This window comes from Dyella choica (genome assembly GCF_003977665.1).
Taxonomy (GTDB): domain Bacteria; phylum Pseudomonadota; class Gammaproteobacteria; order Xanthomonadales; family Rhodanobacteraceae; genus Dyella_B; species Dyella_B choica.
Genome location: NZ_RYYV01000002.1, coordinates 229,127 through 253,713, shown reverse-complemented (window position 1 = coordinate 253,713; position 24,587 = coordinate 229,127). Strand labels below are relative to the sequence as shown.

Annotated in this window: 2 protein-coding genes; both read left to right on the top strand. The window is 63.9% G+C overall.

Features of this window, described 5'->3' with window-relative positions; all coding sequences use genetic code 11:
* Positions 1-620: 620 nt before the first annotated feature.
* A complete protein-coding gene (gene fabD / locus EKH80_RS03640; protein ID WP_126683363.1) occupies positions 621-3,017 on the top strand; it encodes an ACP S-malonyltransferase in 2,397 nt (798 codons plus the stop codon).
* Between the two features lie 45 nt (positions 3,018-3,062).
* Positions 3,063-24,587, top strand: a complete 21,525-nt coding sequence (locus EKH80_RS03635) for a non-ribosomal peptide synthetase (protein WP_126683362.1) — start codon at positions 3,063-3,065, stop codon at positions 24,585-24,587.

Genomic DNA, 24,587 nt, shown 5'->3' with positions numbered 1-24,587 from the left:
TCGTTGTCTTGCACGGTTTCGGCAATGCCGGTATCCCCGAGCCCGGCATGGATCACCACGCTGAGTGACTGGCTGATTGGCAGTCACAGGGCGCATGCCGGCCGGTTGCCCTTAGTGAGGATGGTCTTCACGGCATTTTCACGCAATGTTGATTTGAATTCGACGGGCTTAGGGGACATGGTGAATTCATGCGTAGGGATGCCCTTGGACGGGACGGGCCGGCTGCGAGCCCGGGCGCGAAAGTGGCGTTCGGCTGCTACGGCGTGGTCTTGTCGCCATCGACGGTCGCGCTCGACCCGGAATATCGACAGCTCATCAACCCGAGGCGGTGGGCCGCCGAGTGCTCCCCCTCGGCATCGAAAACATCAATCCGAACAGCGGCACCTGGGGCGGAGCGCCATTTGCCAGGCCTGCCAGGTCTCACGCCTTCGATCGCCGGCCACGGTGCCGGCGGATGGTACGAGCTTGGAGCGCGCTGATGGGCTGAATTTCATACGCGGCACGTAAACTACGTACTGCTTTTCTCAGGGTAGGGTTCGCGCCCTTGGGGCGCGAGACATCAGAAAACGAGTGTTGCCACGCCGGGCGATCGGCACGGTAGGGCAAGGAGTGCGCACGCCATGACGTCAGCAGCGAAGGTCATCCTGTTTCCGGGGCAGGGTTCCCAATTCAAGGGCATGGGCAGGGAGCTTTTTCCGCTGTTTCCGTCGCAGGTCCGGCAAGCCTCGGAGATTCTCGGCTATTCGCTGGAAGAGCTGTGCCTGGCCGATCCGAACGGATGCCTGTCGCAGACGCAGTACACGCAACCGGCCTTGTATGTCGTCAATGCCATGCATTACCTGCGCAAGTACCCGCACAGTCGTGCTGGCGAGGTTCCGGCGCACGCTGATTTCCTTGCCGGACATAGCCTCGGTGAGTACAACGCGCTGTGGGCCGCTGGCGTTTTTTCGTTCGAAACGGGATTGCGGCTAGTCAAGAAACGCGGAGAACTGATGAGCGCCGTTCATGGCGGCGGTATGGCGGCGGTGATCGGCGTTTCCGCCCTAGAGGTGCAGGCGCTGCTTGAGCGGTATGGCTTTGGCGAAATCGACGTCGCCAATTTCAATGCGCCCAAGCAGACCGTGATTGCCGGCGAGAAGTTGCAGCTGGCCGCCGCCGTGGAGTGTTTTGCTGCGATGAATATTCGTTGCGTAATGCTCAATGTCAGCGCAGCCTTTCATTCGCGTCACGTGCGGCCGTTGCAGACGGATTTCGCTGCGTTCCTCGGCCAGTTTTCGTTCGCGCCCCTCTCGGTTCCGGTCATCGCCAATGCCACTGCGCGTCCCTACGATGGTGAGCGTATTGCTGAAACGCTGGCCATGCAGATCGCCTCGCCCGTGCACTGGGTGGATTCGATCCGCTACCTGATGGGCCGGGGCGTGACCGAGTTCGAGGAGATCGGCGCAAGCGTGCTTTCCAAGATGGTGGCCGACATCAAGGCCAGTGAGACGCCCCTCTTTGACAAGCCCATCTTTGACAAGCCGATCTTTGACAAACACATAGTCGACAAGGTGCGACCGGCAGTTCACGCCGCATCACCACTTATCGGGGAATCAGCAGAGGATGCGCGCGCACCAGTTCCTGACGTGATCGGGTCGGACGCGAACGGTGCGGCACCTCGTATCGAAGCGACGTCCCTGGGCAGCGAAGTATTTCGCCGCCGCTTCGGCCTCAAATATGCCTACCTGGCAGGCGCCATGTATCGCGGCGTCGCATCGGCCGACTTGGTCATCCGCATGGGTCGCGCGGGATTTCTCAGTTTCTTCGGCGCGGGCGGCCTGTCGCCGGCGAAGATCGAAGCCAACCTTGTGCGCATCCAGGGCGAGCTCGCGCAGGATCAGCCGTACGGCATGAATCTGCTGGCGAACCACGATTATCCGGAGCTGGAGGCGGCGGTGGTCGACCTCTACTTGAGGCAAGGTGTCCGGAATGTCGAGGCGGCCGCCTTCATGCAGATGACGCCGGCCTTGGTGCGTTATCGCCTGCACGGCCTGCGGCTGGGTGAGCGCAACGAGCTGGTCTGCGATCACCGCATCATCGCCAAGGTGTCGCGCCCCGAAGTCGCGCGTGCCTTCATGTCACCGCCGCCGGCAGCCGTCGTCCGGCAGCTGCTCGAGCGCGGCCAGGTCACGCCGCAGCAGGCCGAATGGTCGACGCGCGTTCCGATGAGCCACGACATCTGCGTGGAAGCCGATTCCGGCGGCCATACCGATGGCGGCATTGCCGCGGTGATGCTGCCGCCGCTGTTGCGCATGCGCGACGAAATGCAGAGCACGCACGGTTATGCCGAGCCCATCTGCATGGGATTGGCCGGCGGGATCGGCAGCCCGGAGGCCGCGGCGGCAGCGTTTCTGCTCGGCGCGGATTTCGTCATGACCGGCTCGATCAACCAGTGCACGGTTGAGGCGGGCATGAGCGCGGACGGCAAGTCCATGCTGCAGGAGATCGACATCCAGGACACCGAGTACGCGCCGGCCGGCGACATGTTCGAGATCGGCGCGCAAGTGCAGGTCATGAAGAAATCGGTGTTCTTTCCCGCCCGCGCCAACAAGCTGCTGTCCCTGTACCGGCACTACGAAAGCCTGGACGACATCCCGTTGCGCACGCGCCAGCAACTGGAAGGCACCTTCTTCAAGAAAACCTTCACCGAGATCTGGAGCGAGACCGTCGATTACTTCCGCTCGGTCAAGCTCGACCATGAAGTGGCCAAGGCCGAGGCGAACGCCAAGCACAAGATGGCGCTGGTGTTTCGCTGGTACTTCGCGTACTGCACGCGCATTGCGATGGAGGGCAAGGGCGAGGACCGGGTGAATTATCAGATCCATACCGGCCCGGCGCTCGGCTCGTTCAACCAGTGGGTGAAGGGCACCGAGCTTGAGTCGTGGGACAAGCGCCACGTGGATCACATTGCCGTAAAGCTTATGGATGCCGCGGCGAAACACCTTACACAGTCGTACGCCCGGTTTATGGGTCACTGAAAGAAAGCAGTCGTTACGCATCGCACTTCAAGGGAAGGGATCAGCATGAGCGTTCAGCAGTTACCGGGCGGAGAAGGTCTGTCGCGCACGAACGAGGCAGGTGACGACAGCTGCTTGATGGCGATCGTCGGCATGGCGTGTCGTTTCCCCGGGGCGGCCGACTACGAGCAGTTCTGGCGCAACCTGCGCGATGGCCTGTCCAGTATCGGCGAGGTACCGGAAAGCCGCTGGGACAAGGAGGCGTTCTATTCGCCCGATCCGCAGGCGAAAAACAAATCGATCAGCAAGTGGGGCGGCTTCGTCGACGCAGTGGAGTACTTCGACGCGGATTTCTTCGGCGTCTCGGCGCGCGAGGCCGAAGTGATGGACCCGCAGCAGCGGATCATGCTGGAGCAGGCGTGGGCCTGCATCGAGGATGCCGGCTACGACCCGAAAGGGCTGAGCGGCACCAGGACCGGCGTCTATATAGGCGTCTTCAACTTCGACTACGAGGCGCATCTGAGTAACGCGCTCGATGCGATCGAGGGGCATGTCTCGACCGGCACGCATACGGCCCTGATTCCCAATCGCATCTCGCATTTCCTGAACCTGCATGGGCCGAGCCTGCCGATCGATACGGCATGTTCCAGCTCACTGGTCGCGTTGCACGAGGCGGCGCATGCCATTCGTCGCGGCCAGTGCGATCAGGCCCTGGTCGGTGGCATCAGCGTGCTGTGCAGTCCGACGCATTTCATCTCGTTCTCCAAGACGGGCATGCTGTCGCCCGACGGCAGCTGCAAGACTTTCGATGAGCGCGCCAATGGCTATGTGCGTGGCGAAGGCGCGGCGATGCTGCTGATCAAGCCGCTCGCCAACGCCAGGCGCGACAACGACCGCGTCGTTGCGGTGCTGCGCGGTTCGGCGATAAACCATGGCGGCCGTGCGCGCACGGTGACCTATCCGGGGTCGCTCGCCCAGTCGAACGTGGTGGCGGAGGCTTTGCGCGACGCGGCAGTGCCGGTGGATACCGTCAATTACGTTGAAGCCCATGGCACGGGTACCCCCAAGGGCGATCCGATCGAAGTGGAAGGCCTGAAGATGGCCTTTTCGCGCGTGGCCGCTGAACAGGGTGTCACGCTAGACGAGCACTCGTGCGGCATCGGCAGCGTCAAGACCAACGTTGGCCATCTGGAATCGGTGGCCGGCCTGGCGGGCGTGATCAAGACTGTGTTGAGTATGCAGCACCGAAGTTTTCCGCCGCTGGTGCATTACCAGAAGCTCAATCCGCGCATCAGCTTGGCGGACAGTCCGTTCTTCATTGTCGACCAGGCACAGCCATGGCCTGCACGGGTGGACGAAGCCGGAGCGGCCATCCCGCGGCGTGCGGGCATCAGTTCGTTCGGTTTCGGCGGCGTGAACTCGCACGTGATCGTCGAGGAGTATCGAGAGCCTGCGCGTGTCGAAATCGCGACGGAGCCGGCCTTGATCCTGCTGTCCGCGAAAACCGTTGCCGTGTTGCGCCAAGGCGCCAGGCAATTGCTCAATGCGCTGGCATCGCGGGAGGAGCGCCATTATCACCTGGATGAGCTTGCCTACACGCTGCAAGTGGGGCGTCAGGCCATGGCAGAACGCCTGGCGTTCGTGGCCGATTCGCTCGACGCGGTGCGGACCCAGCTGGCGGCATGGCTGGAGGGTGATTCGACCGGCGCGATCACGGGGCGCGTCGGCGCGCAAACCTTGACGCAATTGACCGAGGATTCGCAGTCCGGCGATGAACTCGCCCTCTTGCTTGCCGAACGCAATCTCCCTGAGCTGGCGAAACGCTGGGCCGCCGGCCACGAGATCGACTGGACCCGGCTCTATGGCGCGAGCAGGCCACGCCGCACCGCCTTGCCCACCTATCCTTTCGCCCGGGAGAAATACTGGGTCGAGGCGAATGGCGTAAAGCGGGACACTCCGACCCTGCATCCGCTGGTACACCAGAACACGTCCCATATTGCGGGGCTTCGTTTCAGTTCCCGCTTCAGCGGCAGCGAATTCTTCCTGGCCGATCACGTGGTGAAAGGCGCGCGTACCTTGCCCGGCGCAGCCCAGCTGGAGATGGCCCGCGGCGCCGTCAAGCTGGCGATGGGTTGGCCCGATGGCAGCTATCGTCTTCGCGATGTGGTGTGGATGCGGCCGGTCACCAAGCGCGCCGACGCGGTCGAGCTGGACCTTGCCTTGTTCCCGACGCCCGACGGACGCATCGATTTCGAGATCTACAGCGAGAACGACGGCGGCGAGCCGGTCGTATACACCCAAGGCACGGTGACGAAGCGCGTTTCTGAAGCGGTCGCGCCTTACCAGCTTGAGGGTTTCCGTAGCCAGTGCGCACACGCGCGCCTGGGCGCCGATCAAATTTATGCCGCGTTGAATCGGGTCGGCTTGAGTTATGGCCCGGCCCATCGCGCCCTGGTCGAATTGTTCGTGGGTGAAGAGCGGGCGTTGGCGCGTATCGCCATGCCGTACGTGCTGCGCATGGCGGAGGGCGGTTATGTCCTGCATCCGAGCTTGCTCGATGCGGCGCTGCAGGCGGCGATCGGGATGCGGGAGGGCGACGGCAGCGCCGGTGAGCGCAGCCTGGTGTTGCCGTTCGCACTCGGTGAATTGGAGGTCCTAGCGCCGTGCGTACCGCAGATGTGGGCGGTCATCCATCGCCGTGCCACCGGCGCGGTACAGAAGTTCGATCTCGATCTTTGCGACGACCAGGGCGTCGTATGCATTCGCCTCAAGGATTTCTGCGTGCGTGCGGCAACCCTGGATGATGCAGGCGAGCCGTCGCGCACGGCTTTGCTGCATCCGCATTGGCGCGAGCAACCGGCCGCACCGGTTGCGGCGGCCCCATTTGCCCGGCGCGTGGCGTTGTTTTGCGGCGTCGACTCGACACCGATGCCAGGTGTCGAGTGCGTCGACGTCGACGTGGAAGGCGATCTGGCGCGGACTTATGAAGACGCGTGCTGCCAATTGCTGGAAAAGTTGCAGGAACTCTATCGCTCAAAGGGGCGGCAGCTGATCCAGGTCGTGGTGCCGAACGAAGGCGAGGGCATGGCCTGGGCAGGACTGGGCGGCATGCTGCGCACGGCGCAACGGGAAAATCCGAATCTGATCGGCCAGCTGCTTGCCGTCGGGCGCCATCAGGACATGGCCCAGGCGCTGGCCGAAAATGCCGGCGGCGATGCGGCGCAGGTGCGTTACGTCGACGGGCGGCGCATGACGATGGCCTGGAACGAGCTGGCGCCCATTGCCGACGCACCATCGCCATGGAAGGATCACGGCGTTTACCTGATCACCGGCGGCGCCGGCGGCCTGGGACTGATCTTTGCGCGCGAGATCGCGCGGCAGGCGAAGGGGGCCACCCTGATCCTGGCGGCACGCTCGCCGGCCAGCGAGGCGGTACAGGCGGATATTCGCGCGATCGAGCAAGCGGGCGCGTTCGTACGCTATCGGCAGGTGGATGTCGGCGATGCCGCTGCCGTGGCTCTGCTGCTGCGGAACATCCGCGATGAGTTCGGCGGCTTGAACGGCATCGTTCATGCTGCCGGCGTGCTGCGCGACGGCTTCATCATCAAGAAGACCGCGCAGGAGCTGCGCGAAGTGCTGCGCGCCAAGGTCGCCGGCCTGGTCAACCTGGACCTGGCCAGCCGCGAAATGGCGCTCGACAGTTTTATCTGCTTCGCCTCCACTTCGGGCGCACTTGGCAATGTGGGACAAGCCGACTACGCGGCGGCCAATGCCTTCATGGACGGCTACATGCAATACCGTGCCGAAATGGTGCGGCAAGGATTGCGTGTTGGCCGATCGCTCGCCCTCGACTGGCCCTTGTGGGAGGCGGGCGGCATGCAGGTCGATGAGTCGACCCGGCAGGCGATGACACGCGATACCGGCTTGATACCTCTGCGTACCCAAAGCAGTTGGGCAGCCTACGCACAGGCATGCGCGAGCGGCATGCCGCAACTGCTGGTGGCCGAGGGCGCGATCGATCGTTTCAAGGCCCATCTTGCCAAAGGAGCGCCAGCTGTCGCGCCGGGGGCAACCAGGTCGGCCGACCCGGAAGGCAAGACGGGCGATCTGCAGGAGAAAGCTGTCCGCTATCTGGTGCGGCAACTGGCAGGTACCTTGAAGCGCCCGGCGCATGGCATCGACGCGCATGCGCAGATGGAAGCCTATGGGATCGATTCGATTCTGGTGATGGAGCTGACCCGTGCGCTGGAAGAAGCCTTCGGGACGCTTTCCAAGACGCTGCTGTTCGAATACCAGACGATTGCTGCGCTGGCCGGCTATTTTGTGCAGAACCATGCCGGCCGGCTCGGCGAATTGTTGGGCGAAGCTGCGCCTGATGCCAGCGTAGCGACTGCGTCCGAAACGGCATCGGCGCCGCCGCTCGTCTCGCCATTGAAGCGTCGCCCTCGTTTTGGCACACAGAGTCCGAACTTCCAAAGCGCGAGTGTCGAAGCCTCGTCCGCCGTAGCCAGCGACCACGGCGCCATCGCGATCATCGGCCTGTCCGGCCGCTATCCGCAGGCGAACGACGTGGAGTCGTTCTGGGCCAACCTCAGCGGCGGCAAGGACAGCATCACCGAGATCCCGCTGGAACGCTGGGACTGGCGGCGCTACTACGACGCCGACCGTAGCAAGGCCGGCACCACCTACAGCAAATGGGGCGGCTTCCTCGACGAGGTCGACAAGTTCGACCCGCTGTTCTTCAACATCTCGCCGCGCGAAGCGGAGTTGATGGACCCACAGGAACGACTGTTCCTGGAATGCGTGCACGGGGCGCTGGAAGACGCTGGCTATACACGTGAAAGTGCCGCCACCGACGGCAGCGTGGGGGTGTTCGTCGGCGTGATGTACGAGGAATATCAGCTATACGGCGCGCAGGCGCAGGCGCGCGGACAGAACGTAGCCGTACTCAACAGCGCCGCCTCGGTGGCCAACCGCATCTCGTACTACTGCAACTTCCATGGTCCGAGCCTGGCGCTGGACACGATGTGTTCCTCGTCGCTGACGGCCATCCACCTGGCGTGTCAAAGCCTGAGACAAGGCGGTTGCGCTGTGGCCGTCGCCGGCGGTGTGAACGTATCGATCCATCCGAACAAGTACCTGATGCTGGCGCAGGGCAAGTTCATCTCCGGCAAGGGGCGCTGCGAAAGCTTCGGCGAGGGCGGCGAAGGCTATGTGCCGGGCGAAGGCGTGGGTGCGGTGCTGCTCAAGCCGCTGGCGCAGGCGGTGGCCGATGGCGACCATATCTATGGCGTGATTCGCGCGACGGCGATCAACCACGGCGGCAAGACCAACGGCTACACGGTGCCGAACCCGAACGCCCAGGCGAAGGTGATCGAGCAGGCGTTGCGCGATGGCGGCGTGGACGCACGTGCGATCAGCTATATCGAAGCGCACGGCACCGGCACCAGCCTGGGCGATCCGATCGAGATCGCGGGCTTGAGCAAGGCGTTCGGGCAATGGACGCAGGCCCGTCAGTACTGCGCGATCGGTTCAGCCAAGTCGAATATCGGGCATTGCGAAAGCGCGGCGGGCATTGCGGGCGTCACCAAGGTGCTGCTGCAGCTCAAGCACCGGCAGCTGGCCCCCAGCCTGCATTCGAGTGTGCTCAATCCGAACATCGACTTCACCGCCACGCCCTTCGTGGTGCAGCAGACGCTGGCCCCGTGGGAGCGGCCAGTGGTGGAAAAAGATGGCGTCACGCGCACCTATCCGCGCATTGCGGGGATCTCCTCGTTCGGCGCAGGCGGTGCGAATGCGCACGTGGTGATCGAGGAGTACGACGCGCCGGTACGTACGGATGTCGCTCAATCAGGCCCGGCATTGGTCGTACTGTCGGCTCGTAACGAGGAACAACTGCGGCAACAAGTGGTTCAGCTGTCGGCCTTTCTGGAGGCAAGAAAGAACGATGCCTCGCTGCGCCTGGACGAACTCGCCTATACGCTGCAGGTAGGGCGCGAAGCGATGGATGAGCGTCTTGGCGTAGCGGTGCATACGCTGGGTGAGCTTCGTTCGGCCTTGGCCGGATACCTGGCGGGCGAAGCGGAGCAGCAAGAAATCTACCGCGGCCAGGTGAAACGGACCAAGGAAGCGCTCAGCACGCTGACCGGCGACGAAGCGACGAATACCTTGCTGTCCACGTGGATGGCCCAGGGCAAACAAGGCAAATTGCTGGACCTGTGGGTGAAGGGTCTGCCGGTGGCATGGAAGGCTCTTTACAGCCAAGCGCCGCGGCGTATCAGCCTGCCGACCTATCCCTTCGCCCGCGAGCGGTACTGGCTCGACGTCAATGCGCCGCAGGGCGCCGTCAACGGCGCCACCAACACGGTGCTACATCCACTGTTGCACCGGAACACGTCGGACGTATCAGGCTTGCGTTTCAGCACGCGGCTGACCGGCCACGAGTTCTATCTGGCCGACCACGTCGTACGCGGGTCGCGTATCCTGCCTGGCGCCGCGCAGCTGGAGATGGCACGTTGCGCCGCACGCGAAGCCTTTGGCGAAGATCACGGGCTGCAGCTGCGTGATATCGCCTGGGTGCGCCCCGTGGTCGTGGACGCCGATGGCCTCGATTTGCACATTGCGCTCTATCCGGAAGAAACCGGCGAGTTGCCGTTCGAAATCTATAGCGATGGCGAAGACGGCGAGCCGATGGTGTACAGCCACGGCACGGCAGCTGTCGCCACACTTGTGGCTTCGGCCTCGCTTGACCTGGCATCGCTGCGCAGTGATTGCGCCGCCGCCAGCTTGAGTGCATCGCAGTGCTACGCGTTGTTCGAGCAAATGGGCCTGCACTACGGTCCCACGTTTCAGGGCCTCGCCGAAATCTCAATCGGATCGTCGCAGCTGCTTGCGCGTATTGTGCTGCCGCCGACGGCGCCGCAGGAAGGCTATGGGATGCATCCAAGCCTGCTTGATGCCGCATTGCAGGCGACGCTCGGCATGCAGATGGATACGACTTCCGGCAAGGTGGACACGGCGCTGATGCTGCCGTTCGCGCTGGATGCGCTGGAGATGTTGCGTCCGTCTACGTCTTCGATGTGGGTGGTCGTGCGTCCGAGTGTGGCGAGCAAGGCTGGTGATGCAGTGCGCCGGCTCGATCTGGATCTTTGCGACGAGCAGGGCGCGGTATGCGTGCGCCTGCGTGGCCTGAGTCTGATGCCCGTGCTGAGCACTGCGGTCAAGCCGCAACCGGCTGCGCGTCAGGCCATGTCGCAGGCATCGATGCAAACCCTTATGTTCCAGCCTGTATGGCTAGCGCGTTCGGTAGCGAAATCGACGGATGCCGTTTATGCCAGGCACGTCATTTTGCTTGGGCTTGATGCGGCCATCGAGCGCGATCTGCCGGATGCCATCTGCCTGCGCCTGCCGACCGACCGTGATCCGGCCCGTTGCTTCGAGGCCGCGGCGGAGCTTTTGCTTGAGCAACTGCAGGCGTGGAGCCGTCAGGCAGGAAAGCTGCTGCTACAGATAGTCGTGCCGGACCGCGGTGTGCACCAGACCTTGCGTGGACTGGGTGGCATGCTGCGTACCGCGGCGCTGGAAAATTCCCGCGTGGCCGGCCAGCTCATCAGCGTCGAGCCGGGGCAGGATGTTGCCAGGGCGCTGCTGGAGAATCGCGGCGACGATGTGCAGCAGGTGCGTTACATCGACGGCAAACGCCAGGTGGCGGGTTGGGAGGAGTACTCGCAGGCCACCGAAACGCCCATGCCGTGGAAGGCAGGGGGTGTCTATCTGATCACCGGCGGCGCCGGCGGGCTGGGTCTGATCTTCGCGCGCGCGATAGCCGGCCTGGCCAGGAACCCGGTGCTGATCCTCACCGGCCGTTCGGCCTCGAACGAGCGCATCCAGGCAAATCTTCGCCAGCTCGAAACGCTTGGCGCCGTGGCGCGTTACCACGCCGTGGATGTCGCGGACGCCAATGCGCTGACAGAGCTCGTACGCGGCATTCCGGAAGAGTTCGAGAGCCTGGACGGCATCATCCACAGCGCGGGTGTCCTGCGCGACGGCTATCTCGTCGGCAAGACCTCGCAGCAACTGCGCGAAGTTTTGGCTGCCAAGGTGTCCGGTACGCTCAATCTGGACGAAGCCAGTCGCGATATTGCGCTGGATTTCTTCACCTGCTTCTCGTCGATCGCCGGAGCGCTCGGCAATCCCGGGCAGGCCGACTACGCAACAGGCAATGCCTTCATGGATGCCTTCGTTCACTATCGCAGCGATTTGGTCGCCAAAGGGCAACGCCGTGGACGCACGCTATCGGTGAACTGGCCGCTGTGGGATGAGGGCGGCATGCAGGTGGATGCGGCAACGCGCGCCATGCTGGCACAGCAGTTGGGCATGCATGCGCTGGACAGCGCCAGCGGCGTGGCGAGCTTGCAGCAGGCGCTGGCGAGTGGCGTCAGCCAGCTGCTGGTGATGGCCGGCGATGCGGCACGCATCCGCGAGGTGCTCACCGGCCCATCCGGGCAACCGGCGGTGCCCCCGGTCCAGGCAGCCGATGAGGTCGTCACCGTGGCCAGCATGAGTGCTCAGCCGCAGCCGGAAAGGCTAGGGCGCGAACTGGTGAGCATGACTTCGGCGCTGATCAAGGTCAGGGTGGAGGATATCGACGAGGACACTTCGCTGAGCGAATACGGCTTCGATTCGATCATGTTTGCCGAGTTCGCCAACGCGCTCAATCAGCGCTACCGGCTGGAACTGAAGCCCACGATCTTCTTCGAATACCCCACGCTGGCCGGACTGGCCGGCCATCTGGTGCACGAATATCCGGCGATTGCGCAAGCACAAGCTGGCGGGGCGAACGCAACCGCGCCCGCCACGACCGCGGTGTCGACAAAGTCGATGCCAGTCGCGGTATCGGCGCCAATATCCGTAACGAAGCGCCGTACCGCGCGCGGATGGAACCGTCCCCAGAAAGTGGCGACGAACGCGCCAGCAAGTGGGCAGCCCTTCGACGTGGCGATCATCGGTCTTTCCGGACGCTACCCGGGCGCCAGCGACGTCCATCGGTTCTGGGACAACCTGGTCGCCGGGCGCAACTGTATTTCCGAAGTGCCGCCGGAGCGCTGGGACAGCAGCAAGGTTTTTGACCCGCGCAGGCAGCAGCCCGGCAAGACCTACACCCGCTGGGCCGGTCTCGTGGACGACGCGGACAGCTTCGATCGCCTGTTCTTCAACATCACGCCGCAGGAGGCACGCGTGATCAGCCCGCAAGAGCGGCTCTTCATGCAAGAGGTCTACGCCAGCATCGAAGACGCCGGCTACACGCCGGAAACCCTGTGCCGGAGCCGAAAGATCGGCACCTACGTGGGCGTGTTGAACGAGCACTACGCGACCGGCCCGCGCTATTGGTCGATCGCCAACCGCATTTCCTATCTGCTCAACTTCCAGGGGCCCAGCATGGCGGTGGATACCGCCTGCTCGTCTTCGCTGACCGCGGTGCACCTGGCGATCGAAAGCCTGCGCAGTGGCGAAATCGAGGTCGCCATCGCCGGTGGCGTGAACCTGCTGGTGACGCCGGCGCACGTGATCGATCTGTCTTCGCTGGAAATGCTGGCCAGCGGCGACAAGTGCAAGCCGTTCGCGGCCGATTGCGATGGCTTTGTCGATAGTGAGGCGGTGGGGGCCCTGGTGCTCAAGCCGCTGCAACGAGCGATCGACGACGGCGACCACATTTATGGCGTGGTCAAGGGTAGTGCGATCAATTCCGGCGGGAAGTCGCACAGCTACATGACGCCCAACCCGAACCTGCAGGCGCAGCTGGTTACCGACGCACTGCAGCGCGCCGGCATCGAGCCACGCACCGTCAGCTATATCGAGGCGCAGGGTACCGGCAGCAGCATGGGCGACCCGATCGAAGTAGCCGGCTTGTCCAAGGCGTTCCGCAGCGGAACGCAGGACCGGCAGTTCTGCTCGATCGGCTCGGTCAAATCCAACGTGGGTCATAGCGAGAGCGCCAGCGGTTTCGTCGGGATCAGCAAGGTACTGATGCAGATGAAGCACCGCACTTTGGTGCCGAGCCTGCATGCGGAAGTGCTCAACCCGAACATCGATTTCGCCGACACGCCGTTCTTTGTGCAACGGGCCCTTGCGGAATGGAAGCGTCCCGTATTGGTTATCGCAGGACAGCAGCGCGAGGTTCCCCGGATCGCCGGCGTGTCTTCATTCGGTGCCGGCGGTGCGAACGCGCACCTGGTGATCGAGGAGTATGTCGCGCCCCCGCCGGTTGGCTGGGATGCCGAGCTGCGTGGTCCGGCAATGGTCGTGTTGTCGGCACGCGATCCCCGCCGCTTGCAGGAGCAGGTGCAACGTCTGGCTGAGGCAATTTCGCCGGCACGGATAAGCGCCGACGTGACGCTGGCGAATCTGGCCTATACGCTGCAGGTCGGCCGCGAAGCCATGGAAGAGCGCCTTGCGTTGCTGGTCGATTCGCTCGACGAACTTCGCCACAAGCTGGCCGCATGCGCCGCGGGCGACGCAGACATCACGGGCGTGTATCGCGGCCACGCCAAGCGTCACGCCATGGCGATGCTGGCAGGGGACGAAGACATCCAGCTGGCGGTACAGGCATGGGTCGCCAAAGGCAAGTTCACCAAGTTGCTGGAGCTGTGGGTCAAGGGCTTCGGTTTCGACTGGAACTCGCTGTATGAAGCCGGTGCCCGTGCGAGACGCCCGCGTCGCATCAGTCTGCCGACGTATCCGTTCGCCCGTGAGCGCTACTGGACGGATGTGCCGTATCCCGAAGCGCCCGAGGTATTGGCTACATCATTTGTCCGGCGTGAAGTCCCGGTTGTGGATGCGCCGCCTGTCGAGGCAAGCCCGAGCGAGCCGCAGGCCGGCCCCGAATCGACGCTGCTCCGTCTCTGGCAGGACTTGTTTGGACGCGCATCGATCGAACCGGATGACGACTTCTTCGAGCTGGGCGGCCACTCCTTGCTGGCGACGCAGCTGGTGTCACGCATCCACATCGAGCTGGGCATCGAACTGCCGGTGGGTGCGGTGTTCGAGGCGCCAAGCCTGAAGGCGCTGGCCGCAAGGTTGCGTCTGGCTGATGCGGCAACAGGCAAGCCGGAATCGCTCTCTTCGATACACCCCGTCGCGCGCGATGCGGCATTGCCCTTGTCGTTCGCGCAGCAGCGTCTGTGGTTCCTCGATCAGTACGAAGCGCGGCGCGAGCTCTACAATCTCGCCGCATCCGTACGCTTGTCCGGGCAGCTCGACGTAAACGCCTTGTCGCGCACGCTCAATGAGATCGTGCATCGTCACGAGGCCTTGCGTACCACGTTTGCGATGGTAGGCAATGAGCCGGTACAGCGCATCGTCGCGGCTTCGTTGCCGGATCTGGCGATCACTGACCTGAGCGGGCTGTCGTTGGCTGAACGCGAGGCGGAAACACGGCTGCGCACGCAGGAAGACGCGGTCGCGCTTTTCGATTTGTCGACGGGGCCGCTGATCCGCTTCCATCTGATCAAGCTTGGCGACGAAGAACACATCCTGCTGCTGGCGATGCATCACATCGTGTCGGACGGTTGGTCGATGGGCGTGGTGGTGCGCGAATTGGCGGCGCTGTACCGCGCATTTTTGCAGGGCGAGCCTTCACCGCTGCGACCTTTGCCGCTGCAGTACGCCGACTTTGCCCACTGGCAACGCGAGTGGCTGCGCGGAGAGATATTGGAGCGGCAACTGAGCTATTGGAAACGGCAACTGGCCGACAGCCCGAGTCTGCTGGCACTGCCGACGGACCGGCCGCGCCCGCCGCAGTCGAGCCATGCCGGCGCAACCTTGCCGTTTGCGCTGCCAGCCACCGTGGTCGCGCGGTTGCAGGAGTTGGGGCGGAGTGCGCGCAGCACGCTGTTCATGACGCTATGCACGGCCTTCAATGTGCTATTGGCACGTTACTCGGGCCAGAGTGACATCTGCATCGGCACGCCGATCGCCAATCGCAATCGTGCCGACATAGAAGGTCTTATCGGCTTCTTCGTCAACACGATGGTGTTGCGCACCCAGGTGGATCTGAAGGCTGGTTTCACCGAATTGCTTGGGCAGGTACGCCAGCACACGCTGGACGCGTACGCGCACCAGGACGTGCCGTTCGAGCAGCTGGTGGAAGCACTACAGCCCGAGCGCCATGCCAGCTACACACCGCTGTTCCAGGTGATGCTGGTGTTGCAGAACATGCCGATGGGCGAGCTGTCGTTGCCGGGTCTGTCGCTGAGCTTGAAGGAAAGCGAGAGCGTGACGTCGAAGTTCGACCTGACGCTGACTTTGACCGAGGGCAGGGAGGGTCTGCAGGGCTGCTTCGAATACAGCACGGAATTGTTCGAGGCGCGTACGATCGAGCGGATGGCCGGTCACTTCAGCCGTTTGCTGCAGGCGATCGTGGCGGAGCCGGAACGCGCGGTCGGCGAGCTGGCCATGCTGGATGACGCTGAGCGGCAGCAGCTGTTGTATGCCTTCAACGACACCGGCGTGATGGATCCGGGCATCGGGCCCGATCGGCGCGTGTTGCATGAGCTGTTTGAAGCTCAGGCGGCAATGGAGCCCGACGGCATCGCGGTGGTTTACCAGGATGCATCGCTGACTTACGCGCAACTCAATGCGCAGGCCAATCGCCTGGCGCGCCACCTGCGTGGATGGGGCGTAGGTCCGGACGTGCTGGTGGGGCTATGCGTAGAGCGTTCGGTGGCCATGATCGTGGGTGTGCTGGCGATACTGAAGGCTGGCGGCGCCTATGTGCCGCTGGATCCAGCCTATCCGGCCGATCGCCTGAGCTACACCCTCGCCGACAGCGCGCCGGTCGTGGTGCTCGTCAACGGCAGGGAAAGCCTGCCGCCGGCGGTGCAGGACATCCTGCAGGAATCATCGATGCCGGTGCTGGATCTGCAAAGCGACGCAGCGATGTGGGAGCGTGCCGATGCAGGCAATCTCGACGTCGCCGACATCGGGCTCATGCCGCATCATCTGGCGTACATCATTTATACCTCCGGCTCGACCGGCAAACCCAAGGGTGTGATGGTGGCGCACGGCAACGTAACGCGCCTGCTGTCGTCCACCGACCACTGGTATGGCTTCGGGCGGAACGACGTATGGACACTGTTCCACTCTTTCGCCTTCGACTTTTCGGTGTGGGAGATCTGGGGTGCACTGGCCTACGGCGGCAAGCTGGTGGTGGTGCCGCAAGCAGTGACGCGTTCGCCGCTGGAGTTTCATGAGCTGTTGTGCGCGCAAGGCGTGACGGTGCTCAACCAGACGCCCAGCGCGTTCCGCCAGCTGATTGCCGCCCAGGGTGACAATGCTCGCCCGCATCGGCTGCGTTACGTCATCTTCGGCGGCGAAGCGCTGGAGTTGAGCGCGCTCAAACCGTGGTACGAACGGTCGGTCAACGCCGCTACGCGCCTGGTCAACATGTATGGCATCACCGAAACGACCGTGCACGTCACTTATCTGGCGTTGGCGGCGGCGGATGCCTATCGCGTCGGCCCCAGTCCGATCGGGCGCCAGATTCCCGACCTGCAGCTCTATGTGCTGGATGCACATCGCCAGCCGGCACCGATTGGCGTGGCGGGCGAGTTGTACGTGGGTGGTGCAGGCGTGGCGCGCGGTTATCTCAATCGGCCGGAATTGACCGCCGAACGCTTTATCGCGCACCCGTTCATCGACGATCCGCAAGCGCGGCTCTACAAGACCGGCGACGTCGGCCGCTGGCTGGCCGACGGCAGCGTCGAGTACCTCGGGCGCAACGACGAACAGGTCAAGATCCGCGGATTCCGCATTGAACTGGGCGAGATCGAAGCGCGCATCGTCGACCATCCGGCAGTGCGCGAAGCCATGGTGGTGGTGCGCGAAGACCAGCCCGGCGACAAGCGGCTGGTGGCCTACGTAGTAGCGCGCGACGGGCAATCAATGCCTGACGAGGCGCAACTGCGAGCAACCGTGGCGAAGAACCTGCCCGAGTACATGCTGCCGAACCATTTCGTGGCGCTGCAGGCCTTTCCGCTGACCGCGAACGGCAAGCTCGACCGCAAGGCGTTGCCGGCACCCGACGCCAGGCGCAGCGAGGCAACGTATGTCGCACCGCGCACGCCGGCGGAAGAGGTGATCGCCGGCATCTGGGCCGAAGTGCTGAAGCTGGACAAGGTCAGCGTGCACGACGATTTCTTCGCCCTGGGCGGCCATTCGCTGCTCGCCATCGCGTTGATCGAGCGGATGCGCCGGGTCGAACTGGCGGTGGATATCCGGCAGTTCTTCGCCGAGCCGACGGTGGCGGCGCTGGCCGTTGCAACGAGCAAGGGCGGCCATGGGATGGTCGTGCCTGCCAATGCGATTCCGGCGGGTTGCACGCAGATCACGCCGGAGATGGTGACGCTGACGAAACTGAGCGGCGAGGACATCGCCGCCATTGTCCAGCGCGTGCCCGGCGGCGCGGCGAATATCCAGGACATCTATCCCTTGGCGCCGGCACAGGAGGGCATTCTGTTCCACCACCGGATGGCGGGCGAGCGTGACGCGTACCTGATGGAGATGCTGTGGGCGTTCGAAACGCGCAGCCATCTCGACCGCTTCGTCTCGGCGTGGGAGACGGTGATCGCGCGGCATGATGCCTTCCGCACCGCCATGGTCTGGGAAGGATTGGCCGAACCGATGCAGGTGGTATGGCGCCATGCGCCGTTGCCGCTTGAAGAAGTCAGCCTGGACCCGAGCGGTGACGTGGCCGCGCAGCTGGGTGAGCGCTACAACCCGCTCAATTACCGCCTGGACGTGCGCCAGGCGCCGCTGCTCCGCTGCTTCGTGGCCGAGGATGCGGCACAGGGGCGCTGGCTGATGCAGGTCCTCTTGCATCACCTGATCGACGACAACACCTCGCTCAAGCTGTTGATGGGCGAACTGAAGGCCGTGCTCGACGGACGTGGAGCGACATTGCCCGAGCCACTGCCGTATCGCAACTTCGTGGCGCAGGCCCGCTTCGGGGTCAGCCAGGCCGAACACGAGGCATTCTTCCGCCCGATGCTTGCGCACGTCGACGAGCCCACCGCGCCGTTCGGCATGTTGAACGTGCAGGGCGACGGTACGGATATCGCCGAGGCGCAACTGAAAGTGGAGTCGATGCTGGGCCGACGGCTGCGGCAGCAGGCACGCAGGCTGGGCGTGAGCACGGCCAGCCTGATGCACCTGGCGTGGGCACAGGTCTTGTCGCGCCTCTCCGGAAGGAAAGACGTGGTGTTCGGCACGGTACTGTTCGGCCGCATGCAGAGCGGCGAGGGTTCGGACCGGGTGCTGGGCATCTTCATCAATACCTTGCCAGTTTGCATCCAGACCGGAGCGAAGACCGTCCTCGAAGGAGTGCGCGATACGCATTCGATCCTGACCCGGTTGCTGCGCCACGAACATGCACCGCTGGCCTTGGCTCAGCGTGCCAGCAGCGTGGTTGCGCCGACACCATTGTTCTCATCTCTATTCAACTATCGCCATAACGTCGGCGCCGACGCGTCCGCTATCGACATGCTGGAGGGCATGCGTCCGCTTCGGGTAAAGGAGCGCACCAACTATCCCTGCCTGGTTTCGGTCGACGACTCGGGCGATGGCTTCGGTATCGCCGTCCAGATCCAGGGCGAGGACCGCGCACAGCGTGTGTGCCAATACATGCATACGGTGCTTGAGGACTTGGCCAATGCGCTGGAAACCCAGCCAGAGGCGCGCATCGACAGCCTGGATGTAATCCCGGCCACCGAGCGGCAGCAGCTGCTGCAAGAGTGGAACGGAGCGGCGACAGTGGCGACACCGGCACTGACACAGACCGTTCACTCCCTGTTCGAGGCACAAGCGGAGCACACCCCTGACCTGGTAGCGGTAATGCACAACGGCGTCGTGCTGAGCTATGCCGAACTGAATCGGCGCGCCAATCGCCTGGCCCATCGGCTGCGCAGTCTTGGGGTCGGTCCGGATGTACTGGTGGGCGTCTGCATGGCGCGTACGCCTGACTTGATCGTCAGCCTGTTGGGCGTATTGAAGGCGGGTGGCGCCTATGTGCCACTTGATCCCGCGTATCCGTCGGAACGCATCGCCACGATGCTGCTCGACGCCCAGCCGAGGGTGCTGTTGACGCAAAGCTCACTGCAAGCGAAGTTGCCCGAAGTAAGCGGAATGACGGTGCTCTGTGTCGAAACAGAAAACGCAAGGCTCGATGGCGAATGTGACGACAATCTTCCGCCGCTTGCCGGTGGCGATGACCTGGCCTATGTGATCTATACCTCCGGCTCGACTGGCAAGCCCAAGGGCGTAGCGATCCGGCACCGCAACACCGTAGCCTTCATCCAGTGGGCGCTCGCAACGTTCGATCGCGAAAGTCTTGCCAAGGTGTTGGCTTCGACATCGATCTGCTTCGACCTTTCCATTTTCGAGATCTTCGTGCCGCTGAGCCAGGGTGGCTCGGCATGGCTGGTCGACAACGTGCTGGATTTCATGCAGAACGCGAGCGCATTGCCGGTGACGCTGGTGAACACGGTACCCTCGGCGATGGCTGAAGTGCTGCGTGGGCGCGGGTTGCCGGCATCGGTCAAGGTGGTGAACCTGGCTGGCGAGGCCTTGGCCAACTCGTTGGCGCAGGCGCTGTATCAGCAGCCATCGGTCGAGAAGGTCTACAACCTGTACGGTCCCTCGGAGGACACGACGTACTCGACCTTCACCCTGGTAGAGAAGGGCTCGAACACGCCCGTGTCGATCGGACGCCCGATTGACGGTACGCAGGCCTATATCCTCGACGCCCAAGGGGAGCCGGTGCCGCTGGGAGTGGCCGGTGAGCTGTTCATCGCAGGCGAAGGATTGGCGCGCGGCTATCTGCAGCGGCCGGAGCTGACCGCGGAGAAATTTGTCCCCCATCCTTTCAGTTCGCTGCCGGGGGCGCGCATGTATCGCACCGGCGACCTGGTCCGCTACCGGACGGACGGCGAGATCGAATATCTCGGCCGGATCGATCATCAGGTCAAGGTGCGCGGCTTCCGCATCGAACTGGGTGAAATCGAGGCCGCGTTGCAGGCCGTGGCCAGCGAAGTGGTGGTGCTGGCGCGCGAAGACAGTGCGGGCGACAAGCGGCTGGTGGCGTATCTGGTGGCGCATGAGGGGCGGCCGTTGCCCAGCGAACCGCAGCTGCGCGCCATGCTATTGCGGACGCTGCCCGAATACATGCTGCCCAGCTATTTCATCACGCTTGAGCACATGCCGCTGACGCCGAACGGGAAGGTCCATCGCGGCGCGCTGCCGGCTCCGGATGTGACGCGCAGCGACATGGGATACGTTGCGCCGCGCACGCCGGCTGAAGAAATCATGGCCGGCCTATGGGCCGAGGTACTGAAGCTCGATCGGGTCGGCATCCATGACGACTTCTTTGCGCTGGGCGGCCATTCCCTGCTGGCGACGCGGTTGGTGTCGCGTATCCAGCGCGCCTTGCGCATCGAATTGCCGTTGCGCGTCTTGTTCGATGCTCCGTCGATTGCTGCATTGATGGAGCGCCTGGCCGACGCCGGCACCGTAAGCAGCGCGCCGCCGCTGCGGCCGGTGGATCGCGACATGCCCCTGGCTCTGTCGTTCGCCCAGGCGCGCCTGTGGTTCCTGGATCAGCTGGATCGCGAGAGCGCGTTGTACAACATTCCGGTAGCGTTGCAGCTGTCCGGCAATCTCGACATGAATGCACTGAGCCGTGCGCTCGACGCGATACTGCAACGCCACGAGGCATTGCGCACGCGTTTCGCGGACCACGAAGGTTCGCCCGTGCAGGTCATCATGCCGGCCATGGCGTTGCCGCTGGCCCTCAGCGATCTGTCGGACCTGTCGCCGAAGGATCGGCAGGCGGAGGCACGGCGCCTGTTCAAGGAGGAGGCGCAAACGCCGTTCGACCTGGAATCGGATCTGCTGATCCGCAGTGCGCTGCTGCGGCTTGACGAGCAGGAGCACATCCTGCTGCTGACGATGCATCACATCGTGTCGGACGGTTGGTCGATCGGCGTGATCGTGCGCGAGCTGGCTGCCTTGTACCAGGCGTTCATCCGGGGCGAGCCTTCGCCGTTGCCGCCGCTGCCCATCCAGTATGCCGACTTCGCACACTGGCAACGCGAATGGTTGCGCGGCGAGGTGCTAGAGGGCCAGTTGCGTTACTGGAAACGGCAATTGGCTGGCAGCCCGAGCCTGCTGACGCTGCCGACGGACCGACCGCGTCCGCCGCAGTCGAGCCACGCGGGGGCTACGATGCCGTTCGTGCTGCCGATGGCACTCGTAACGCAATTGCAATCCCTGGGTCGCACTACGCAGAGCACGCTGTTCATGACACTGTGCGCGGCCTTCAATGTGTTGTTGGCGCGTTACTCGGGCCAGGGCGATATCTGCATCGGCACGCCGATCGCCAACCGCAACCGCGCCGACATCGAGGCCCTGGTCGGCTTCTTCGTCAACACGCTGGTGCTGCGTACCCAGGTGGATCTGAAAGCCGGCTTCACCGAACTGCTCGGCCAAGTGCGTCAGCAGACGCTGGAGGCGTACGCCCATCAGGACGTGCCATTCGAGCAGTTGGTGGAAGCTCTGCAGCCGGAGCGACATACCAGCTATGCACCGCTGTTCCAGGTGATGCTGGTGTTGCAGAACGTGCCCATGGATGGGATGGCGTTGCCGGGGCTGTCGCTGAGCCTGAAGGAAAGCGAAAGCGTGACGTCGAAGTTCGATTTGACGCTGACGCTGATCGAAAGCCAGGAAGGACTGCAAGGCAGCTTCGAATACAGCACGGCATTGTTCGACGCATGCACGATCGAGCGGATGGCTGGCCACTTCAGCCGCCTGCTGCACGCGATCGTGGCAGCGCCGGAGCGGCCGGTGGGTGAGTTGGCGATGCTGGATGATGCCGAGCGGCATCAATTGCTGCATGGGTTCAACGACGCCGCAGTGGTTGATTCGAGTACCGAGCATGGTTCGCAAACGCTGCATGCGCTGTTCGAGGAGCAAGCGGCACGTACGCCTGACGGTGTGGCAGTCATGCACAACGGTGTCGCGCTGACCTATGCCGAACTGAACCGCCGTGCCAACGGCATGGCGCATCGGCTGCGCAGTCTGGGTGTTGGCCCGGATGTGCTGGTGGGTGTCTGCATGACGCGCACGCCTGACCTGGTGGCCAGCCTGCTCGGTGTGCTGAAGGCCGGCGGCGCCTACGTGCCGCTGGACCCCGCGTATCCGGCTGGTCGCATCGCGACGATGCTGCTCGATGCGCAGCCAAGGGTGCTGCTCACGCAGCATTCGCTGCAGCTGGAGCTGCCTGCGATCGACGGGATGACGGTCATCCGCGTCGACACGCAAAGCGCGTCGCTCGCTGGCGAGCGTGACGATAATCCTTCGTTGCTGGCCACGGGCGATGATCTGGCTTACGTGATCTATACCTCCGGCTCCACCGGTACGCCCAAGGGTGTCGCGATCCAGCACCGAAATACCGTGGCTTTCATCCGCTGGGCGCTGGCTACTTTCGATCGCGAAAGCCTCGCCAAGGTACTGGCCTCGACGTCGGTCTGCTTCGACCTTTCCATCTTCGAGCTGTTTGTGCCGCTGAGCCAGGGCGGCTCGGCATGGCTGGTCGACAACATCCTGCATTTCATGGAAAACGCAGGCACATTGCCGGTCACGCTGGTGAATACCGTGCCCTCGGCGATGGCCGAAGTGCTGCGCGCCAGGGAGCTGCCGCCCTCGGTCAAGGTGGTGAATCTGGCGGGCGAGGCGCTCGCCAACAGTTTGGCGCAGGCGCTGTATCAACAGCCTTCGGTCGAGAGGGTTTACAACCTGTACGGTCCCTCGGAGGACACGACGTACTCGACCTTCACCCTGGTGGAGAAAGGTTCGAACGCGGCGGTGTCGATCGGCCGTCCCATTGCCGGCACGCAGACCTACATCCTCGACGCGCAGGGTGAGCCCGTGCCGCGTGGTGTCGCCGGCGAGCTGTTCATTGCCGGCGACGGCCTGGCGCGTGGCTACCTGCACCGGCCGGAGCTGACCACGGAGAAATTCGTTCCCAACCCCTTCAGTTCGCTGCCGGGGACTCGCATGTATCGCACCGGCGACCTGGTCCGCTACCGGACCGACGGCGAGATCGAATATCTCGGCCGCATCGATCACCAGGTCAAGCTGCGCGGCTTCCGCATCGAGCTGGGCGAAATCGAATCCGCACTGCAAGCCGTGGCCAGTGAAGTGGTGGTGCTGGCACGCGAAGACAGCATCGGCGACAAGCGGCTGGTGGCCTATCTGGTGGCGCACGAAGGGCAGGTCCTGCCCGATGAGGCGCGACTGCGCGCAATCCTTGCGCAAACGCTGCCCGAGTACATGCTGCCAAGCTACTTCATCGTGCTAGAGCGCATGCCGTTGACGCCGAACGGCAAGGTCAACCGCGGGGCGCTGCCGGCGCCTGACATGACACGCAGCGAAGCAGGCTACGTCGCGCCACGCACGCCGACCGAAGAGATCATGGCCGATCTTTGGGCCGAGGTGCTTAAGCTCGACCGGGTCGGCATCCATGACGACTTCTTCGCACTGGGCGGCCATTCCCTGCTGGCGGTGCAGCTGGTTTCGCAGTTGCGCAAGCGTGCCGGGATCGAGATGGAGCTGCGCTACCTGTTTTCGCATCCGACCCTGGCTGCGTTGGCGGACTTCATCGATTCGAGCAACGCTTCCTCGCGGCATCCAAACCTGGTTCCCATCCGCACGCAGGGGCATTCGACGCCCCTGTTCCTGATTCATCCGATTGGCGGCGAGGTTCAGTACGCCTTCGACCTGGCCAGGCATCTGGATGACGATCAGCGGGTCTACGCGCTGGCGGCAAGCGGCATCGCTGCCGGTGAAACGCCGTACGCCAGCATCGTCGACATGGCGAGCGTCTATCTGGATGCGATGCGGCACGTGCAAGCCTCCGGCCCGTACCTGCTGGCGGGCTGGTCGCTGGGCGGCATGATCGCGTACGAGATCGCCAGCCAGTTGCTGGCCGCAGGCGAGGACGTCGGCTTTGTCGGCATGATCGATACGGGGAGCAGTCCGTATCTGCGGGCGCAACTGCATGCCCAAGGCACTGCCGGCTTCGACGACTGCGCGGCGCTGATGCATTGGATCGCCGACCAGCCCATGGCAGGCGCCGACGTGCGGCAGCACCTCGCCTATGCCGAGTTGATGGCTTGCGCCCAAAGCGGTGACGTCGACGCCATGATCGCGACCTTGCAGCGCGAAGACTTGCTGCCGGCGCAGTTGGACATGGCGCTGATGAAGCGGGTGCTCGCAGTCTATCGCGCGGGTGCAGCGGCAGGGGTCGGTTACGAAGCGCCCCCCATTACCACGACGGTGACTTATTTCGCCGCCGACCGTGGTGAAGGCGAGGACGCGTCGTACGGCTGGAGCGCGCTGCTTGGGGAGGGCCTGGAGGTGACACGCATCGGCGGCAGCCACGTATCGATCGTCAAGCCGCCGCGCATCGAGAAGCTCGCCCGCGCGATCACCCAGCGGATCAGACGCCGCTTGCCGAACGCCGCATTGTCGTCGGTCTAG